This is a genomic window from Microbispora sp. NBC_01389, assembly GCF_045040095.1.
GTDB lineage: Bacteria > Actinomycetota > Actinomycetes > Streptosporangiales > Streptosporangiaceae > Microbispora.
This window is the reverse complement of record NZ_CP109552.1, coordinates 4,545,017-4,561,521: the sequence shown is the minus strand read 5'-3', so window position 1 is coordinate 4,561,521 and position 16,505 is coordinate 4,545,017. Positions and strand designations below refer to the sequence as shown.

12 protein-coding genes are annotated in these 16,505 nt (G+C 72.5%); 6 read left to right on the top strand and 6 right to left on the bottom strand.

The annotated features are described in order from the left end of the window. Nucleotides 1–9: 9 nt before the first annotated feature. Together OG344_RS20605 and glnA are read right to left on the bottom strand one after the other, a co-directional pair. Nucleotides 10–765, bottom strand: coding sequence for a hypothetical protein (locus tag OG344_RS20605; RefSeq protein ID WP_405084479.1), 756 nt, complete (start codon nucleotides 763–765; stop codon nucleotides 10–12). 163 nt (nucleotides 766–928) lie between these two features. Further along, on the bottom strand, nucleotides 929–2,290 hold the full coding sequence (gene glnA, locus OG344_RS20600) for a type I glutamate--ammonia ligase (protein WP_327049555.1): 1,362 nt from the start codon (nucleotides 2,288–2,290) through the stop codon (nucleotides 929–931). A gap of 178 nt (nucleotides 2,291–2,468) precedes the next feature. Between glnA and OG344_RS20595 the strand changes: the two genes are divergently transcribed. From OG344_RS20595 to OG344_RS20580, 4 genes are all read left to right on the top strand, one after another. Next, nucleotides 2,469–4,553 carry a sensor histidine kinase gene (locus OG344_RS20595; RefSeq protein WP_405084478.1) on the top strand — a complete coding sequence of 695 codons (2,085 nt, stop codon included), beginning with the start codon at nucleotides 2,469–2,471 and terminating at the stop codon, nucleotides 4,551–4,553. A 30-nt stretch (nucleotides 4,554–4,583) separates the two neighbouring features. Then, complete coding sequence (locus OG344_RS20590) at nucleotides 4,584–6,632, top strand: sensor histidine kinase (RefSeq protein WP_405084477.1); 2,049 nt, start codon at nucleotides 4,584–4,586, stop codon at nucleotides 6,630–6,632. 91 nt (nucleotides 6,633–6,723) lie between these two features. Then, on the top strand, nucleotides 6,724–8,241 hold the full coding sequence (locus tag OG344_RS20585; protein WP_405084476.1) for a BTAD domain-containing putative transcriptional regulator: 1,518 nt from the start codon (nucleotides 6,724–6,726) through the stop codon (nucleotides 8,239–8,241). 53 nt (nucleotides 8,242–8,294) lie between these two features. Further along, a complete protein-coding gene (locus OG344_RS20580; RefSeq protein WP_327044940.1) occupies nucleotides 8,295–10,097 on the top strand; it encodes an NAD+ synthase in 1,803 nt (600 codons plus the stop codon). A gap of 106 nt (nucleotides 10,098–10,203) precedes the next feature. On the opposite strand, the gene OG344_RS20575 is transcribed toward OG344_RS20580, so the two are convergent. From OG344_RS20575 to OG344_RS20565, 3 genes are all read right to left on the bottom strand, one after another. Further along, a complete protein-coding gene (locus OG344_RS20575; RefSeq protein WP_405084475.1) occupies nucleotides 10,204–10,821 on the bottom strand; it encodes a TetR/AcrR family transcriptional regulator in 618 nt (205 codons plus the stop codon). Nucleotides 10,822–10,828: 7 nt separating this feature from the next. Further along, nucleotides 10,829–12,403, bottom strand: coding sequence for an MFS transporter (locus tag OG344_RS20570; protein ID WP_405084474.1), 1,575 nt, complete (start codon nucleotides 12,401–12,403; stop codon nucleotides 10,829–10,831). Nucleotides 12,404–12,533: 130 nt separating this feature from the next. Next, complete coding sequence (locus OG344_RS20565) at nucleotides 12,534–13,787, bottom strand: MFS transporter (protein ID WP_405084473.1); 1,254 nt, start codon at nucleotides 13,785–13,787, stop codon at nucleotides 12,534–12,536. Between the two features lie 188 nt (nucleotides 13,788–13,975). Here OG344_RS20565 and panB point away from each other — a divergent pair, with 188 nt between their 5' ends. Next, the gene (gene panB / locus OG344_RS20560) at nucleotides 13,976–14,821 is read left to right on the top strand and encodes a 3-methyl-2-oxobutanoate hydroxymethyltransferase (protein ID WP_405084472.1); all 846 of its coding nucleotides are present in this window, start codon (nucleotides 13,976–13,978) and stop codon (nucleotides 14,819–14,821) included. Nucleotides 14,822–14,884: 63 nt separating this feature from the next. Here the strand turns inward: panB and OG344_RS20555 are convergent, their stop codons facing one another. Further along, a complete protein-coding gene (locus OG344_RS20555) occupies nucleotides 14,885–16,063 on the bottom strand; it encodes a trans-sulfuration enzyme family protein (protein WP_405084471.1) in 1,179 nt (392 codons plus the stop codon). A gap of 10 nt (nucleotides 16,064–16,073) precedes the next feature. Between OG344_RS20555 and OG344_RS20550 the strand changes: the two genes are divergently transcribed. Further along, on the top strand, nucleotides 16,074–16,445 hold the full coding sequence (locus OG344_RS20550) for a response regulator transcription factor (protein WP_405084470.1): 372 nt from the start codon (nucleotides 16,074–16,076) through the stop codon (nucleotides 16,443–16,445). The last annotated feature ends 60 nt before the right edge of the window (nucleotides 16,446–16,505 follow it).

Sequence of the window (16,505 nt, the reverse complement as noted above, 5' to 3'; positions counted from 1 at the left end):
TCACCTGGGTCACTTCGGGATGATCCAGGTCGCCTGGGCGGCGGCCACCAGCGTGCCGTCCACCTCGTAGACCGCGCTCGTGCCGAAGATCTTGCGGCCCTCGCGGCCGGTCGCCCGGGCGACGACGGAATACCGGCCCATCGGGTAGACCCGGCGGAACACCTGCCCGGTCAGCCGCCCGAGGAGCGGCGGCCGGGTGGGCCTTTCGCCGGTGAACCCGCGGTGGTGCGCCCACCCGGTGGCGCAGTCGAGCGCCGCCCAGACGATCGAGCCGGGGACGACGCCCTGCTCGTCGGTGACGTTGAACGGCACCCGCCATCCGGCGGCCACCAGGTCGGTGCCGTCCACCGGACCGGGGAAGATCCGCAGGCCGTCGCCCGGCTCGCGCAGCCCGCAGGCGAAGCAGCCCGCGATGGCGTGGCCGTGCCGCCCGGCGAAGCCCGCCTCCGCCCGCGCCGCGCCGGTGAACGACACGAACGGCGGCGGCGTCAGCGGCTCCGCGACGGGGATGGCCTCGGCGAGATGGCTCTCACCGCCACTCTCGCCGCCGCTCAGGACGACGGCGTTGCCGACCTGTTCGAGTGTCAGCCCGGTTTCGAGCGGGACCGGTCTGCGGAGGGTGACCTCCACCGGCGAGTCATGACCGGCCCCCGTCAGCGTGCCGGCGAGGGTGCCCGCGATCCATCCGCCGTTGGCGGTGCCCTCGGGTCCCCGGAAGCGCTTCGGTACGGTCAGAACGGTCTGCAGCCCCGCAGCCGCCGTCATATGGCCACGCCCTCCCTGAGTCACGTCGATACGGCTCACCCGTAAGGGTCGCAACAAGTGTGCCGATTTTACTGTTCCGGCATAGGAAACAGTTAAACAGACGGGAGTGTCGGGAAGATTTGCAACCTGTAACGTCGCCGTGACGCGGAGACCAATGCGGCGGCTACAGCACCGGCAGGTAGCGGCCGAGCTCGTACTCGGTCACCTGGCGGCGGTACTCCTGCCACTCCGAGCGCTTGTTGCGCAGGAAGTAGTCGAAGACGTGCTCCCCGAGCGTCTCGGCGACGAGCTCGCTGTGCTCCATCGCCACGATGGCCTCGTCGAGCGACTGGGGCAGCGGCTGGATGCCGAGCGCCCGCCGCTCCGCGCTGGTCAGCGCCCACACGTCGTCCTCGGCCCCCGGCGGCATCTCGTACCCTTCCTCGATGCCCTTGAGCCCGGCCGCCAGGATGACGGCGAAGGCGAGGTAGGGGTTGCAGGAGGAGTCGAGCGACCGGAACTCGATGCGGGTGGAGCCGCCCTTGTGCGGCTTGTACATCGGCACCCGCACGAGCGCGGAGCGGTTGTTGTGGCCCCAGCAGATGTACGAGGGGGCCTCGCCGCCGGCTCCGGCGATCGCCTCGGCGCCGCCCCACAGCCGCTTGTAGGAGTTCACCCACTGGTTGCACACGGCGGTGATCTCCGCGGCGTGCCGGAGCAGGCCGCCGATGAACGATCGGCCGATCTTGGAGAGCTGGTAGTCGGAGCCGGGCTCGTAGAAGGCGTTGCGGTCACCCTCGAACAGCGACATGTGCGTGTGCATGCCGGAGCCGGGGAAGTCGGTGAACGGCTTGGGCATGAACGAGGCCCACACGCCCTGCTCCAGCGCCACCTCCTTCATGACCAGCCGGAACGTCATGATGTTGTCGGCGGTGGTGAGCGCGTCGGCGTACCGCAGGTCGATCTCCTGCTGGCCCGGGGCGCCCTCGTGGTGGCTGTACTCCACCGAGATGCCCATCGACTCCAGCATCATGATCGCGTTGCGGCGGAAGTCGTGGCCCGCGCTGTGCGGGGTGTGGTCGAAGTAGCCGCCCTCGTCGATCGGCTCGGGCCTGCTGCCCTTCTCCGGCCGGTTGCGCAGCAGGAAGAACTCGACCTCGGGGTGGGTGTAGAAGGTGAAGCCCATGTCGGCCGCCCTGGCCAGCGTCCGCTTCAGCACGAAACGCGGGTCGGCGTGCGACGGCGAGCCGTCCGGCATCAGGATGTCGCAGAACATGCGGGCGGCGCCCGGCGTCTCGCTGCGCCACGGCAGGATCTGGAACGTCGAGGGGTCGGGCTTGGCCAGCATGTCCGACTCGTAGACCCGCGAGAAGCCCTCGATCGCCGAGCCGTCGAACCCGATGCCCTCGGCGAAGGCGCCCTCCAGTTCGGCCGGCGCGATCGCCACCGACTTCAGGAAACCGAGCACGTCGGTGAACCACAGCCGGATGAACCGGATGTCTCGCTCTTCGAGCGTGCGGAGGACGAATTCCTGCTGGCGGTCCAAGGCGTACCTCTCGGAGTTCACAAAACGACGTGTCTACCAGTCTGCCTCGTCCGTGTTTCACAGGGGTTACGAGGGGGTGTGAGAGCGAACCAACCGGGCCCGCGCGTCGTCGTTCCCATTGATCCGGCGTTGATCCGGCGACCAGTGAGCGTCGATCCGCGCGTTCTACGGTCCCCGCATGCCGGTGCACGACCAGAAGGAGCTCCCGCCCGTGGCACGACCGCCGCTCGACCCGCGCGCCCTCGACTGGCCCGCCCGGGTGCGGGCGTACGGCCCGGCCGTCGCGGTGGCCGTCGCGTGCGCGGCGATCGCCCTGGAGATCGGCGACATCTGGGTGACCGCGCGACTGCCGCCGTCCCCCTACAACCCCCTGCCGTTCGCCCCGGAGGACGTGGCCGGCACCACGTTCCCGATCTTCGGGGCGCTGCTGGTGATCTCCCGGCCCCGGCTGCTGCTCGGCTGGCTGCTGTGCCTGGGCGGCCTGGGCTCGGCCGCCAACATCCTGGCGGCCAACACGGCGGCCCTGCTCGTCCTGAACGGAGGGCACCCGCTGGTCCACCCGCTGTGGGTGTTCGCCGACGGGGTGTGGAACCTCACGACGTACACCCTCGGCGTGCTGCTGCCGTTGCTGTATCCGACCGGGCGGATCCTGTCCAAGCGGTGGTGCGTGCCCGGAGCGATCACCGCGACGGCCCTCGGCCTCGACTGGCTGTGCTCGTGGATCGCCCCGTCGAGCGTCCGCACCGGCGGCAACGCGCTGGAGGTGGCGGCCTTCGCGCCGTACTACGAGCACACCCGGCAGGGCCTGCACATGGTCGTCGCGGTGGGGATGGCGCTGGCGTTCTCCTCGCTCGTCGTGCGGTTCCACCGGGCCGACGGGATCGAGCGCCGGCAGATCCTCTGGCCGCTGGTCGCCATGGCCGGCCTGGTCGTCCCGTGGGTGATCGGCTATCCGGTCTGGTGGACGGCCACGCTGACGCTGCCCCTGGTGCCGGCCGCGATCGCGGTCGCGGTGCTGCGGTACCGGCTCTACGGCATCGACACGCTGATCAGCCGCGCCCTCGTCGGCGCCGGCCTGGTCGGCGTGGTCGCCGCCGTCTACGTGCTCGTGGGCGCGGGCTCCAGCCTGGTCCTGTCCGGCGTCGACCGGTTCGCCGGGCTGGCCGCGGCCCTGTTCGCCGGGGCGTTCTTCCATCCGATCCGCCGCGGCCTGCAGCGCCTGGCCGACCACGCGTTGTACGGCAGGGGCGGCGACCCGCACGCGCTGGCCGCCGGTCTCCGGCGGCGGCTGCCGCACGCCGACCCCGCGCACGCCCTGCTCACCGCCCTGGACGTGCTGCGCGACGGCCTGTCGGTCACCGGCATCGCGGTGCGGATCGGCGGGGAGATCGACGGGAAGACCACGACCAGCGGCCGGGTCGGCCCGGTGGCGCGCGAGATGCCGCTGGTGTGGCACGGCGAGCCGGTCGGCCGCATGCTGATCGGGCCTCCGGGCCGCCGCCGGTTCCCCGCCGCCCACGACGAGCGGGTGATCGCGGTGCTGGCGCCGTACGTCGCGGACGCGGCGCACACGGTGCTGCTGACCACCGCGCTGCAGCGCTCCCGCGAGCGCATCCTGACCGCCGGGGAGGAGGAGCGGCGGCGGCTGCGCCGCGACCTGCACGACGGGCTCGGGCAGACGCTGGCGTCGATGGCGATGACGCTCAACGTGGCGCGGGTCACCCTGGAGGGCTCCCCCGACGCCGCCGACACGCTGCTGCGCGACCTGCGCGAGGGGATGGACACCGTCACCGCCGACGTCCGCCAGCTCGTGTACGGCCTGCGGCCCCCCGCGCTCGACGACCTCGGGCTGGCGGGAGCCGTACGGGCCCTGGTGGAGGAGGCCCGGCCGGGCCTGGCGGCCGGGGCGGAGTCGGTCGCCGAGGTCGAGGTGACCGGCGACCTCGCCGGGCTGCCCGCCGCCGCGGAGGTGGCGGCCTACCGGATCGTGCAGGAGGCGCTGACCAACGTGCGCAAGCACGCGCGGGCGCGGCGCGTGCGGGTGACCCTGCACCGGAACGGCGAGCTGCGGGTGACGGTGGCCGACGACGGCGTGGGGCTCCCGGCGGACCGCAGAGCGGGGGTCGGCCTGTGCTCGATGGCGGAGCGGGCGGCCGAGCTGGGCGGCACCTGCGCCGTCGCCTCCGAGCCCGGCCGGGGCACGACCGTCACGGCCCGCCTGCCGGCCGTACCCGGGCCGTCCCTCGGGGGCGCGTGGCCCTGACGGCCGGAAAGGGTGATAATCCCTTTCAGGATGGACACAAATCCCCCAGCCTTCTCCGGGCGGGCGCTGGCCTGGGTCATGGCTGCCGTGGCGTTGGTCCTGACCCTTCTGGGGGTGCTGGTCCAGCTCCGGCTCCCCGCCGAATGGCAGCCGCGGCCCCCGCTGAGCCCGGACTTCGGCGTCGCGCTGACGTTCCCGCTGACCGGGGCGTTCCTGGTGTCCCAGCGGCCCCGGCTCAGCATCGCCTGGCTGATCTGCGCCGGCGGCCTGCTGGGCTCGGGGAACGTCGCCTCCATGGCGCTGATGTTCCACTGGGCCTCCCAGGGCGACATGCGGGCGGCGTTCGTGGCCCGGGCGGTCCAGCTCGTGTGCTGGGCGGTGGCGGGCCTGATGCTGGCGGTCCTGGTCCCGCTCTACTCCCCCACCGGGACCCTCTCGTCCCGCCGCTGGCGGGTGGTCGTCGTCCTCGGCACCGTCGTCACCCTCGCGGAGATCGTGCTGGGCCTGCTGCGGCCCGACCCCGATCCCGCGGACTACCTGTGGCCCGCCGTGATCCACAATCCGCTGCAGGTCACGGCCCTCGCCCCCTATTACGGCACGTTGTGGGAAATTCTGCAGTACGCGGTGCAGGTCTGCGTGGTGGCGGCGCTGGCCTCGCTCGCCCTCCGGCTGCGCCGCGCCGACCCCGTGACCCGGCGGCAGATCGCCTGGCCGCTGTCCGTCTTCGCCCTCTACGTCGTGTTGTACGTGCTCGGCGAGGCGATGTGGGTCCCGGCGACGGTGGTGACGGCGCTCATCCCGTTCGCGATCCTCTTCGCGGCCCTGCGTTACCGGTTGTACGGCATCGACACCGTCATCAGCCGGACGTTCGTCACGGCCGGACTGCTCGTCGTGGTCGGCGCGGTGTACTTCGGCGTCGGAGCCGCCTCCAGCCTGTTCGTCTCCGGCTATCACCAGGTGGCCGGGCTCGCGGCGGCGCTGTTCGCGGGCGCGTTCTTCCAGCCGCTGCGCCGGGCGCTGCAGCGTGTCGTGGACCGCGCGCTGTACGGGCCGGTGGGCGACCCGGCGCTGCTGGCCGAGCGGCTCACCCAGGAGGTTCGGCGGGCCGACCCCGCCGACGCGCTCGCCTCGGTGGTCACGGTCGTGCGGGAGGGCCTCGCCGTGAGCGGGGTCGCCGTCGAGATCACCGACGGCAGGCCGCGGTACGTCGAGAGCGGCCACATCGGTCCCTCGCCCCGCGAGGTGCCGCTGGTCTGGCACGGCGAGCCGGTGGGCCGGCTGCTCGTGGGCCGCCCGGGCGTCACGAGGTTCGCCGCCGCGCACGACGAGCGGGTGCTCGCCACCCTGCTCCCCTACGTGGCCGACGTGGCCCACGCCGTACGCATGGCCGCCGACCTGCAGCGGTCGCGGGAGCGCATCCTGGCCGCCCGCGAGGAGGAGCGCCGGCGGCTGCGCCGCGACCTGCACGACGGGCTCGGCCAGACCCTCGGGGCGATGGCGATGACGCTCAACATGGCGCGGGTGAGCCTGACCCGGTCGCCCGCCGCCGCCGACGGCCTGCTGCGGGACCTGCGGGTCGGCATGGACGCCGTGGCCGGCGACATCCGCGAGCTCGTGTACGGCCTGCGTCCCCCCGCCCTCGACGACCTCGGGCTGGCGGGAGCCGTCCGCGCCCTCACGGAGGAGACGCTGCCCGCCGGCGGCTCCGGGACGGAGCAGGGCGGTATGGCGCCGGTCGACGTCGCGGTGCGGGTCGAGGGCGACCTCGCCGGGCTGCCCGCCGCCGTGGAGGTCGCGGTCTACCGCATCGTGCAGGAGGCGCTGAACAACGCGCGCCGGCACGCGCGGGCCACCCGGGTCCGGGTCGAGGTCGCCCGGACGGCGGAGGCGGAGCCGGGCGGCGGCGAGCTGCGGGTGCGGATCGCCGACGACGGCATCGGCCTGCCCGCCCGTCCGCGCGCGGGAGTGGGCATGTCTTCGATGCGCGAACGCGCGGCCGAGCTCGGCGGCAGCTGCACCGTCACCGCCCCCGACATCGGCGGCACCGTGGTCGAGGCCCGGTTCCCGCTCACCGCCTGACCTCGTCGCGAGGCATGTCACGACCTCGTGACAGAACCGAAAGGCGCTCGGCACGTCTTCGGTGGTCGCTGCCTTTACGCTTACCCATGCGATGGTGATTTTTCGTGCTCTGGGGCCGTTCGAGGCTACTTCCGATGGTGAGACGCTCGATCTGGGCGGGCAACGGCAGCAGGCCGTGCTCGCCCGGCTGCTCGTGGCCGGAGGGCGCGCGGTGCCGGTGAGCGCGCTCATCGACGAGCTGTGGCCCGGTGAGCCGCCCGCCCAGGCGCTGTCCACCATCCAGGGGTACGTCTCCCGGCTGCGGCGGGCGCTCGAACCCGGCCGCGCGCCGCGCGAGGAGGCGGGCATCCTGGTCTCGGCGCCCCCGGGGTACGCGCTGCGCGCCGGCGTCGAGGAGGTGGACTCCTGGCACTTCGAGCACCTGGTCAAGAACGAGCACGACGGCCCGGCCGTGACGCTGGAGCGGATGGAGACGGCCCTCGGCCTCTGGCGGGGGCCGGCACTGGCCGGTTTCCAAGAGCTGATGTGGGCGCAGGCCGAGGCGATGCGGCTGGACGAGCTGCGTCTCCTCGCCGTGGAGCGTCGCGCGGACGCCGCCCTGCGGCTCGGCCGCACCGGCGCCCTGATCCCGGACCTGGAGGCGTACGCCTCGGCGCACCCGCTGCGGGAGGAGGCCTGGCGGCTGCTCGCGCTCGCGCTCTACCGCGCCGGGCGGCAGGGCGACGCCCTCGGGGCGCTGCGGCGCGCCAGGGAGGCGCTGCGCGACGAACTCGGCCTCGACCTCGGCCCCACCCTGCAGCGTCTGGAGCAGGACATCCTCGCGCAGGCGGGGCACCTCGACGCACCCGAGGCAGGGGCTCCGGCCTCCGGTGCGTCGTCCGGAGCGCGGGTCGTTTCCCCCGCTCCCGGCGCACCCGACGTGCCGCGCGGAACGGAGCCGGCGCGGGCCGGCAACCGGGCCCTGCGCGTGCTGATCGCCGACGACCAGGCGCTGGTGCGCACCGGCCTGAAGGTGATCCTCGACAGCGAGCCGGGGCTCGACCTCGTCGGAGAGGCGGAGAACGGCGAGCAGGCCATCGCGCTCGTCCGCGGCGCACGGCCCGACGTGGTGCTCATGGACATCCAGATGCCGCGCCTGGACGGCTTGGCGGCGGCCCGCCGGATCCTCGCGGCGGAGGCTCCCCCCAAGGTCATCATGATGACCACCTTCGGCACCGACGAGAACCTGTACGCCGCGCTGCGGGCCGGGGTGAGCGGGTTCGTGCTGAAGACCTCGGCGCCCGAGCAGCTCATCGCGGCGGTCAGGGCGGCCATCGCGGGTGACGCCCTGCTGGACCCGGCGGTCACGACCCACCTCATCTCCGCCTTCGCGGGGCGGCGCGACCCGGCGGCGCCGGAGGGTCTGTCCGACGCCGACATCGACCTGATCAAGCTCGTCGCCCGGGGCTTCACCAACCGGCAGATCGCGATGACCCTGGACGTGCCGGAAGGCGAGGTGGCCGGCGAGGTGACGGCGCTGCTGCGCGGGCTGGGGCTGGTCGACCGCGCCCAGCTGGTGGTCCTCGCGTACGAGAGGGGTCTGGTCAGCCCGGGATCGCCCGGAGCCTAACCCCCCTTATCGTCAGTTTGACGACAAAAAACCGGACACCTTAGGGTGGGGGCGTGGCTCAATTGCGTATCGCTCTCGCCCAGACCAATCCCGTCGTCGGAGACGTCGCCGGCAACGCGGAGACCCTCGTCGAGTGGACCCGCCGGGCCGCCGGGCGCGGCGCGCACCTCGTCGTCTTCCCCGAGATGTTCCTGACCGGCTACCCGGCCGAGGACCTGGTGCTCCGGTCGTCGTTCGCCGAGGCGTCGATCGCGACGCTGTCCGAGGTGGCGGCGCGGCTCGCCGATGAAGGGCTCGGAGATCTCCCCGTCGTCGTGGGATATCTCGACCGGGCCGACCTCGCCCCCCGCGTCGGGCAGCCGAAGGGCGCCCCGCTCGACGCCGCCGCCGTGCTGTACCGGGGCAGGGTCGTGGCGAAGTCGGCCAAGCACCACCTGCCCAACTACGGGGTGTTCGACGAGTACCGCTACTTCGTGCGCGGCGACCGGCTGCCCATCTTCCGGCTGCACGGCGTGGACGTCGCGGTGGCCCTGTGCGAGGACCTGTGGCAGGAGGGCGGGCCCATCTCGGTGGTCGCCGAGGCGGGCGCGGGGCTCCTCGTCGTGCCCAACGGCTCGCCGTATGAGACGAACAAGGACGACGTGCGGCTGGAGCTGTGCGCGCGGCGGGCCCGCGAGGCGGGCTGCGCCCTCGCGTACGTGAACATGGTCGGCGGCCAGGACGAGCTGGTCTTCGACGGCGACTCCCTCGTCGTGGACGCCTCCGGCGCGCTGGTCGCCCGGGCGTCCCAGTTCCGGGAGGAGCTGTTCGTCACCGACCTGGAGCTGCCGGAGGCCACGGGTGAGCTCGGCGAGCTCGGCGAGCCGAGTCACGAGGCCTACGCCGGCACCCACGCCTACGCCAGCACCCACGCCTACGACGCCCACGACGGAACGGTCATCACGGTCGAACGGGTACTGCTGTCGGCCGCCCCGGTCGAGCCGTACGAGCCGGAGCCCCCGGTCGTCGCCGAGCGGCTGGACGACCTCGCGGAGATCTACCAGGCGCTGGTGACCGGAGTGCGCGACTACGTGCGGAAGAACGGCTTCACGTCGGTCATCCTCGGCCTTTCCGGCGGCATCGACTCGGCCCTGACCGCCACGATCGCGGCCGACGCCATCGGGCCCGAGCGGGTCCACGCGGTGCTGATGCCGTCGCGGTACTCCTCGGACCACTCGATCACCGACGCCGAGGAGCTGGTGCGCCGCCAGGGGGTGAACGCGCAGGTCGTGCCGATCGCCGACATCGTCACGGCGTTCGAGAAGGAGATCGGACTGACCGGCCTGGCCGCGGAGAACCTACAGGCCCGGGTGCGCGGCATGCTGCTGATGAGCCTGTCGAACGAGCACGGCCACCTCGTGCTGACCACCGGCAACAAGAGCGAGCTCGCCACCGGCTACTCCACGCTGTACGGCGACTCGGCCGGCGGCTACGCGCCGATCAAGGACGTGCTGAAGAGCGTCGTCTGGAAGCTGTCGGAGTGGCGCAACGCCCAGCCGGGGCGGCCGCCGATCCCGGAGAACTCCATCACCAAGGAGCCGAGCGCGGAGCTGCGGCCCGACCAGCGCGACACCGACTCGCTGCCGCCGTACGAGGTGCTCGACAGCCTGCTGCGCGACTACGTGGAGGGGGACATGGGACGCGACGAACTGGTCGCGGCCGGGCACGACCCCGAGCTGGTCACCAAGGTGATCCGCCTGGTGGACCTGGCCGAGTACAAGCGCCGCCAGTACCCGCCGGGCCCGAAGATCACGCCCAAGAACTTCGGCCGCGACCGCCGCCTGCCCATCACGAACCGCTGGCGCGAGCGTCTCTAGCCACCCGCCGCCCGCCCGTCGCGGGCGGTGCCACGCCCGGTCACGCGTCCGCGCGGCCGGGCGTGGCCGGCCGCGCGAGGGGTCGATCGGCGGGTTGCTCGGCGGGCTACTCGGCGGGGCGGGGGCGGAAGCCCTTCAGCGCCTCGTCGACGATCCGCTCGGGCAGGTCCGCCGGGGAGTGCCCGTCGGACCACTTCGTGAGCCACACCATGGCGCCGCTGAGCAGTGCCAGCGCCATGTCGACGTCGAGGTCCGCCCGCAGCTCCCCGGTGTCCATGCCACGGCGCAGGACGGCCGCCACCACCGCTCTGCGCGGCTCCACGGCAAGCTCGCGGAACCGCTCCGCCAGGTGGGGATGCCGCTCGGAGTCGCTCATGGCGATGTTCATGATGCAGCGGGTGCGCAGGTGGCGGGTCTCCTCCTGGATCACCCGGAGGTAGGCCACCAGGTCGTCCCGGACGGTCCCGCCCTGAGGCAGCGGGATCGGCGGTTTGAGGGCCGCCAGGGCGTCCACCACGAGGTCTTCCTTGTTGGACCACCTGCGGTAGATCGTGGTCTTCCCGACACCGGCGCGGCTGGCGATCGACTCGATGGACAGCTCCGACACGCCGATGCCCTCGCCGAGCAGGTCGAGGGTGGCCTCGATGATCGACCGCTCCGCCTTCTCGCTGCGCGGGCGGCCCGCCGGGCGGGCCGCCCCTTCAGCCGTCTGCTGCGTATTCATGGCAGGTTCACACTACCGCCGCTTCCTTTTCGGTCCCGGCCTTGTCGGCCGCGACCTCGGCTGGAGCCTTGCCCGGCATCCAGCGGGCCACCACGAGGGTGCCGAGGAGGGCGACGAGGGCCGAGCCGAGAGCCGCCCAGTGGATGCCGGTGACGAACGCGGCGTTGGCCGTGTCGAGCAGGCTCGCGCCCCGCGCGCCCAGGTGACCGGCGACCCCCGCCGCGCCCGAGATGGACTCGGTGGCGACGTGGCGAAGCTCCTCCGGCAGGGCGGTGGCCTTGCCCTCCATGTCACCGCGGTAGCTCGCGGACAGGACCGCGCCCAGGATGGCGATGCCGAGCGTGCCGCCGACCTGCCGGACGACGTTGCTCATCGAGGAGCCCACACCGGCCTTCTCCCTCGGCAGCGCGTTCATGATGGCCGTGGTCGCCGGGGGCATGATGTTGGCCATCGCCGCGCCCTGGACGAACCCGATGGCGAGCAGCAGCCAGACGGGGGTGTCCACCTGCACGAAGGCGTAGGCGGCGAGGGCCAGCGTGATGACGAGCATCGCGACCGTGCCGACGGCCCGGGCGCCGTACTTCTGGACCAGGCGCGCGCTCTGCGGCGCGAAGATCAGCTGGGCCGCGGCGAACGGGAGCACGAGCGCGCCGGACTGCAGCGGCGAGTATCCGCGCACGATCTGCCAGTAGAAGGCCAGGAAGAACATGACGCCCATGGCCGCGAAGAACACGAGGCCGACGCTGGCGATCGCCGTGGAGAACCCCGCGTTACGGAAGTTGCGCACGTCGAACGCCGGGTGCTCGATGCGGCTCTCGTACCACACGAACGCGGCGAGGATCGCGAGCCCCAGCAGCGAGGGCGCGATGACCGAGACGTCCGCGACGGTGCCGAGGTCGCTGATCCGGACGATGCCGTAGACGAGGCTGATCAGACCGGCGATGGACAGCAGCACGCCGACCGGGTCGAGGCTGTTCTTGCTCGGGTCCCTGGAGTCGGGGACGAGCGCGGCGATCAGCACGAGGCCGATGATGACGATCGGCACGTTGACGAGGAAGACCGAGCCCCACCAGAAGTGCTCCAGCAGCACGCCCCCGGTGATCGGGCCGATCGCGACGGCGATGCCGACGCCGCCCGCCCAGATCCCGATCGCCTTGCCCCGCTCGTGGATCGGGAAGACGTTCGAGATGACCGCCAGCGTGGCCGGCATGATGGCCGCGCCCCCGAGGCCCATCAGCGCCCTCGCCGCGATGAGCTGCATCGGGTCCTGGGCGTACGCGCTGGCCAGGGAGGCCAGGCCGAACAGGACCATGCCGACGAGGAGCATGCGCTTGCGCCCGTAGCGGTCGCCGAGCACCCCGAAGGTGAACAGCAGGCCGGCGAACACCAGCGTGTAGGAGTTCATCGCCCATTCGAGCTCGCTCTGGGTCGCGCCCAGCCCGTGGACGGGATCGGCGATCGTCTTGATCGCCACGTTGAGGATGGTGTTGTCGAGGACGACGGCCAGCAGGCTGAACACCATCACGCCGAGGATCTGCCAGCGGCGTGGATGACCGGTGTGCGCTTCCAAGGAATCCCCCATGATTGCGGTACGCATGATTTCGATACGCTTGAGTTTCGCTACGCCAGCGTAGCGCCAGGCGGTTCCGATACGCAACGGCACCGTTTCATAATCGCCCGATGCCTCCGTACCAAGCGCCCGGGAGCGGGTTCTATTCCCCGGCGGACGCGCGCAGGGAGGCCGCGTCCGAAACGGTGGCGTCCGAAACCGCCAGGACCGAAACGGCCGCGCCGGGGACGGCGGCCGGCGCCCTGCGCCAGACGAGCGCGGCGATCACGGCCGGCACGAGCCCGGCCGCTCCGGACACGGCGAAGGCCCAGGCGGGGCCGTGGGCGTCGAGGATCCCGCCGGCGATCGGCCCGGCCAGGGCCCCGCCGATCGTCAGCGAGGCGCCGTGGAGGCCCATCGCCTCTCCCCTGGCCGCCGCCGGGACGCGCCGGTTCACCGCGTCCACTGTGGACGACAGCGCCGGCGCGCACAGCAACCCGGACGGCACCAGCGCCAGGCAGAGCCACCACCAGCCGCCGCCGACCAGCCCGACGGGTACGGTCAGCGCGCACAGGCCGCCCGCGAGCAGCACGGGCGACAGCCCCCGCGGCAGCCCGCCGTACACGAAGCCGCCGATCAGCGAGTACGCGCACCACAGCGCGACGACCAGCCCGGTCCAGGCGGTCGCGTCACCGGCCTTCAGCATCGCGACGACGGCCAGCTCGGTCGTCGTGAGCACGAAGGTCAGCCCCGTCACCATCCCGAACAGGGCGAACAACGCGGGCCGCAGCCACTGCCGCCGGGGGACGGCCCCCTCGTGCCCCGCGGCCTCCTCGGCGGAGCGCGTGGGCGGGTTGAGCAGGTAGAACGCCACTCCCGCGCCGACGAGCCCGGCCGCCAGGCCGTACATCGTCGGCGTGCTGCCGAACGCCGTCACGCACATGACCGCGAGCGCGGGCCCGACCATGTACGACAGCTCCACGCCCATCGAGTCGAGGGCGAAGCCGGTCTGGTGGTTCTCCCGGGGCACCATCGCGGCGATGCACTGCCGCACCGCCCCGAACACGGGCTGGCTGAACAGCCCGCCGATGAGCGCGCCCGGCAGCAGCACGGCGTACGGCATCGCCGGCGCGGCGCACCACAGGCACAGCTGCACCGCCGTCGTGACGACCATCACCGGCCGCAGCCCGCGCCGGTCCACGAACCTTCCGACGATCGGCGAGCCGACCGCGGCCCCCGCCATGGACGCCGCGCCGACGAGGCCGGCCTGGAGGAACCCCAGCTTCTGGTGGTTGACCACGTGCAGGGTCAGGGTCATCCCGGTGCCGGTCAGGGGGATTCTCGCGATCATTCCGACCAGCAGCAGTGTCCGCACGCCCGGCAGGGCGAGCACCCGCCGGTAACGATCAAAAGCCATTGTGGTTCCTTACCTCCGGAGGCATTGTGCCTGGTGGGTCCGACAACTTCGCCGCCGGGGCCCCATGCGTCCCACCCGTCTCACCCCTGGATTAGGCCGCCGATCCGGGGTGTTCCATGCCATGCCGGCATGCAATGATCGGACTGTCCGGGGACGCCACAGGGGCGCCACGAGGCCTGGAGGTAGCCATGTCCTCTGTTACAGCTGTGTCCACATCCGCCCTGTACGGCGGCGCCGCGGGTCGCAGGATCACCGTCCGCGACATCGCGGCCGCCAGGGAGCGGCACGAGAGGTGGCCGATGGTCACGGCGTACGACGCCATGACCGCGAAGGTGTTCGACGAGGCCGGGATTCCGGTACTGCTCGTCGGCGACTCGGCCGCGATGGTGGTGTACGGCTACGACTCGACGCTGCCGGTCACCGTCGACGACCTGATCCCCCTCACGGCCGCCGTGGTGCGCGGCTCGTCACGCGCGATGGTCGTGGCCGACCTTCCGTTCGGCTCCTACCAGGCCTCGCCGCAGCAGGCGCTGGAGACCGCCGCCCGCTTCATGAAGGAGGCGGGCGCGCACGCCGTCAAGCTGGAGGGCGGCCACCGCGTGCTCCCGCAGGTGGAGATGCTCGTGTCGGCCGGCATCCCGGTCATGGCCCACCTCGGCCTGACCCCGCAGTCGGTCAACGCCTTCGGCGGCTACCGGGTGCAGGGCCGCGGCCAGGCGGGCGACGAACTGATGGCCGACGCCAAGGCGCTGGAGCACGCGGGCGCCTTCGCCGTCGTGCTGGAGTGCGTGCCGAGCGACCTCGCCGCGCGGGTCACCACCTCGCTGAGCATCCCCACGGTCGGCATCGGCGCCGGGCCCTGCACCGACGCCCAAGTGCTCGTCTGGCAGGATCTGATGGGCCTCACCCCCCAGCCGGCCAAGTTCGTGAAGAAGTACTTCGACCTCGCGGGCGAGATGGACCGCGCCGTGCGGGCCTACGCCGACGAGGTCGTCTCCGGCGTGTTCCCCACGCCGGAGCACAGCTACCGGTAATCCCTCCCGAGCCGCCTCACGAGGCGGCTCGGGACCCGTTTCACGAGGCGTTTCACGAGCCGGTCACAGGGCGTCGAGCGCCTGGGCGAAGTCGGCCCACAGGTCCTCCGGGTGCTCGATGCCGGCGGCCACCCGCACCGTCCCCTCGCCGATCCCGGCCGCGGCCAGGCCCGCGGCGCCCACGGTGCGGTGCGAGGTGGTGGCCGGGTGGAGGATCAGCGTCTCGACGCCGCCGAGCGACGGCGCGAGCAGCGCGAGCCGTACGCCCCGCATGAACGCCTCGCCGGCGGCGCGTCCTCCGGCGAGATCGAAGGAGAACACCCCGCCGAAGTCGGGCAGCAGCTTGGCCGCGAGTTCGTACGACGGATGCGACGGCAGGCCCGGCCAGTGGACCGCGGCCACGGCTGGGTGGCCCGCGAGCCGCGTCGCGAGCAGGCGGGCGTTGGCGCAGTGCCGCTCCATGCGCAGCGGCAGCGTCTGGATCCCGCGCAGGGTCAGCCACGCGGCGAACGGATCGGCCGTCGCGCCGAGTTCCACGGCGTACGACCACACTCCGCGGTGCAGGTCGTCGTCGGCGAAGACGGCGATCCCGCCGACGACGTCGGTGTGCCCGGAGAGGTACTTCGTGACGGAGTGCACGACGACGTCCGCGCCGTGCTCGATTGGACGGCACAGGATCGGCGAGGCGAAGGTGTTGTCGACGACGGTCAGGATCCCGGCCTCGCGCGCCGCCGCGCACATCCCCGGCAGGTCGGCCACCTGCGTCATCGGGTTGGCGATGGTCTCCAGGTACAGCAGCCGCGTCGTGGGCCGCACGGCGGCGCGCACGGCGGCGGGGTCGTCCTGCGGCACGTAGGTCACCTCGACGCCGAAGCGCCGCGCGAGGTCGGCCAGCGTCTGGGCGGTGGCCCCGTAGAGCGCCGACTGGGCGATCACGTGGTCGCCCGACTTCAGCAGCCCGAGCAGCACGGCGTTGATCGCGCCCATGCCGGAGCCGGTGGCCACGGCGGCCACGCCGCCTTCCAGGCCGGCGACCGCCTCCTCCAGGGCCCGCACGGTGGGGTTGGAGAGCCTGCCGTAGACGTACGCCCCGTCGGGCCGCCCCATGCCGTCGGCGAAGACGGCCGGGTCGTCGAAGACGAACCCCGAGGTCTGGTAGATGGGCATGGAGATCGGGCTGCTGCCCTCGGGCACGGGCCGGGGCAGGTGGACGACACGCGTTTCCGGACGCAGGGAGCTCATGTCGTCCAGAATGACCCACAAAAGCCGCTCTTGTCAGTTTGGCCCGCCGGCGGACGAACGGCACGGCTCCGACGGGCTCACCGGCATCCGCAGCCGGGTCGAGGCCCACGACGGCCGTCTCACCCTGGCCGGCCCGCCCGACGGGCCGACCGCACACAGCGGGCTGGAACGGCTGACCACCCGGGAGTTCGACGTGCTCGCCCTGATGGCCGAGGGACTGGGCGACACCGCCGTCTCCGAACGGCTCTTCGTGAGCGAAGGCGCCGTCCACAAGCACATCCGCAGCATCTTCGCCAAACTCGACCTGGCCCCCACCGACCGGGCGGACCGGAGGGTCACAGCCGTCCTGCGCTACCTGGAGGAGACCCAACGCCGCGGCTGACGTCGTACCCGCCGCACCCCGCCGGCAGCCGAGACCGGCAGCCGCGTGAGCCTGTTGTAC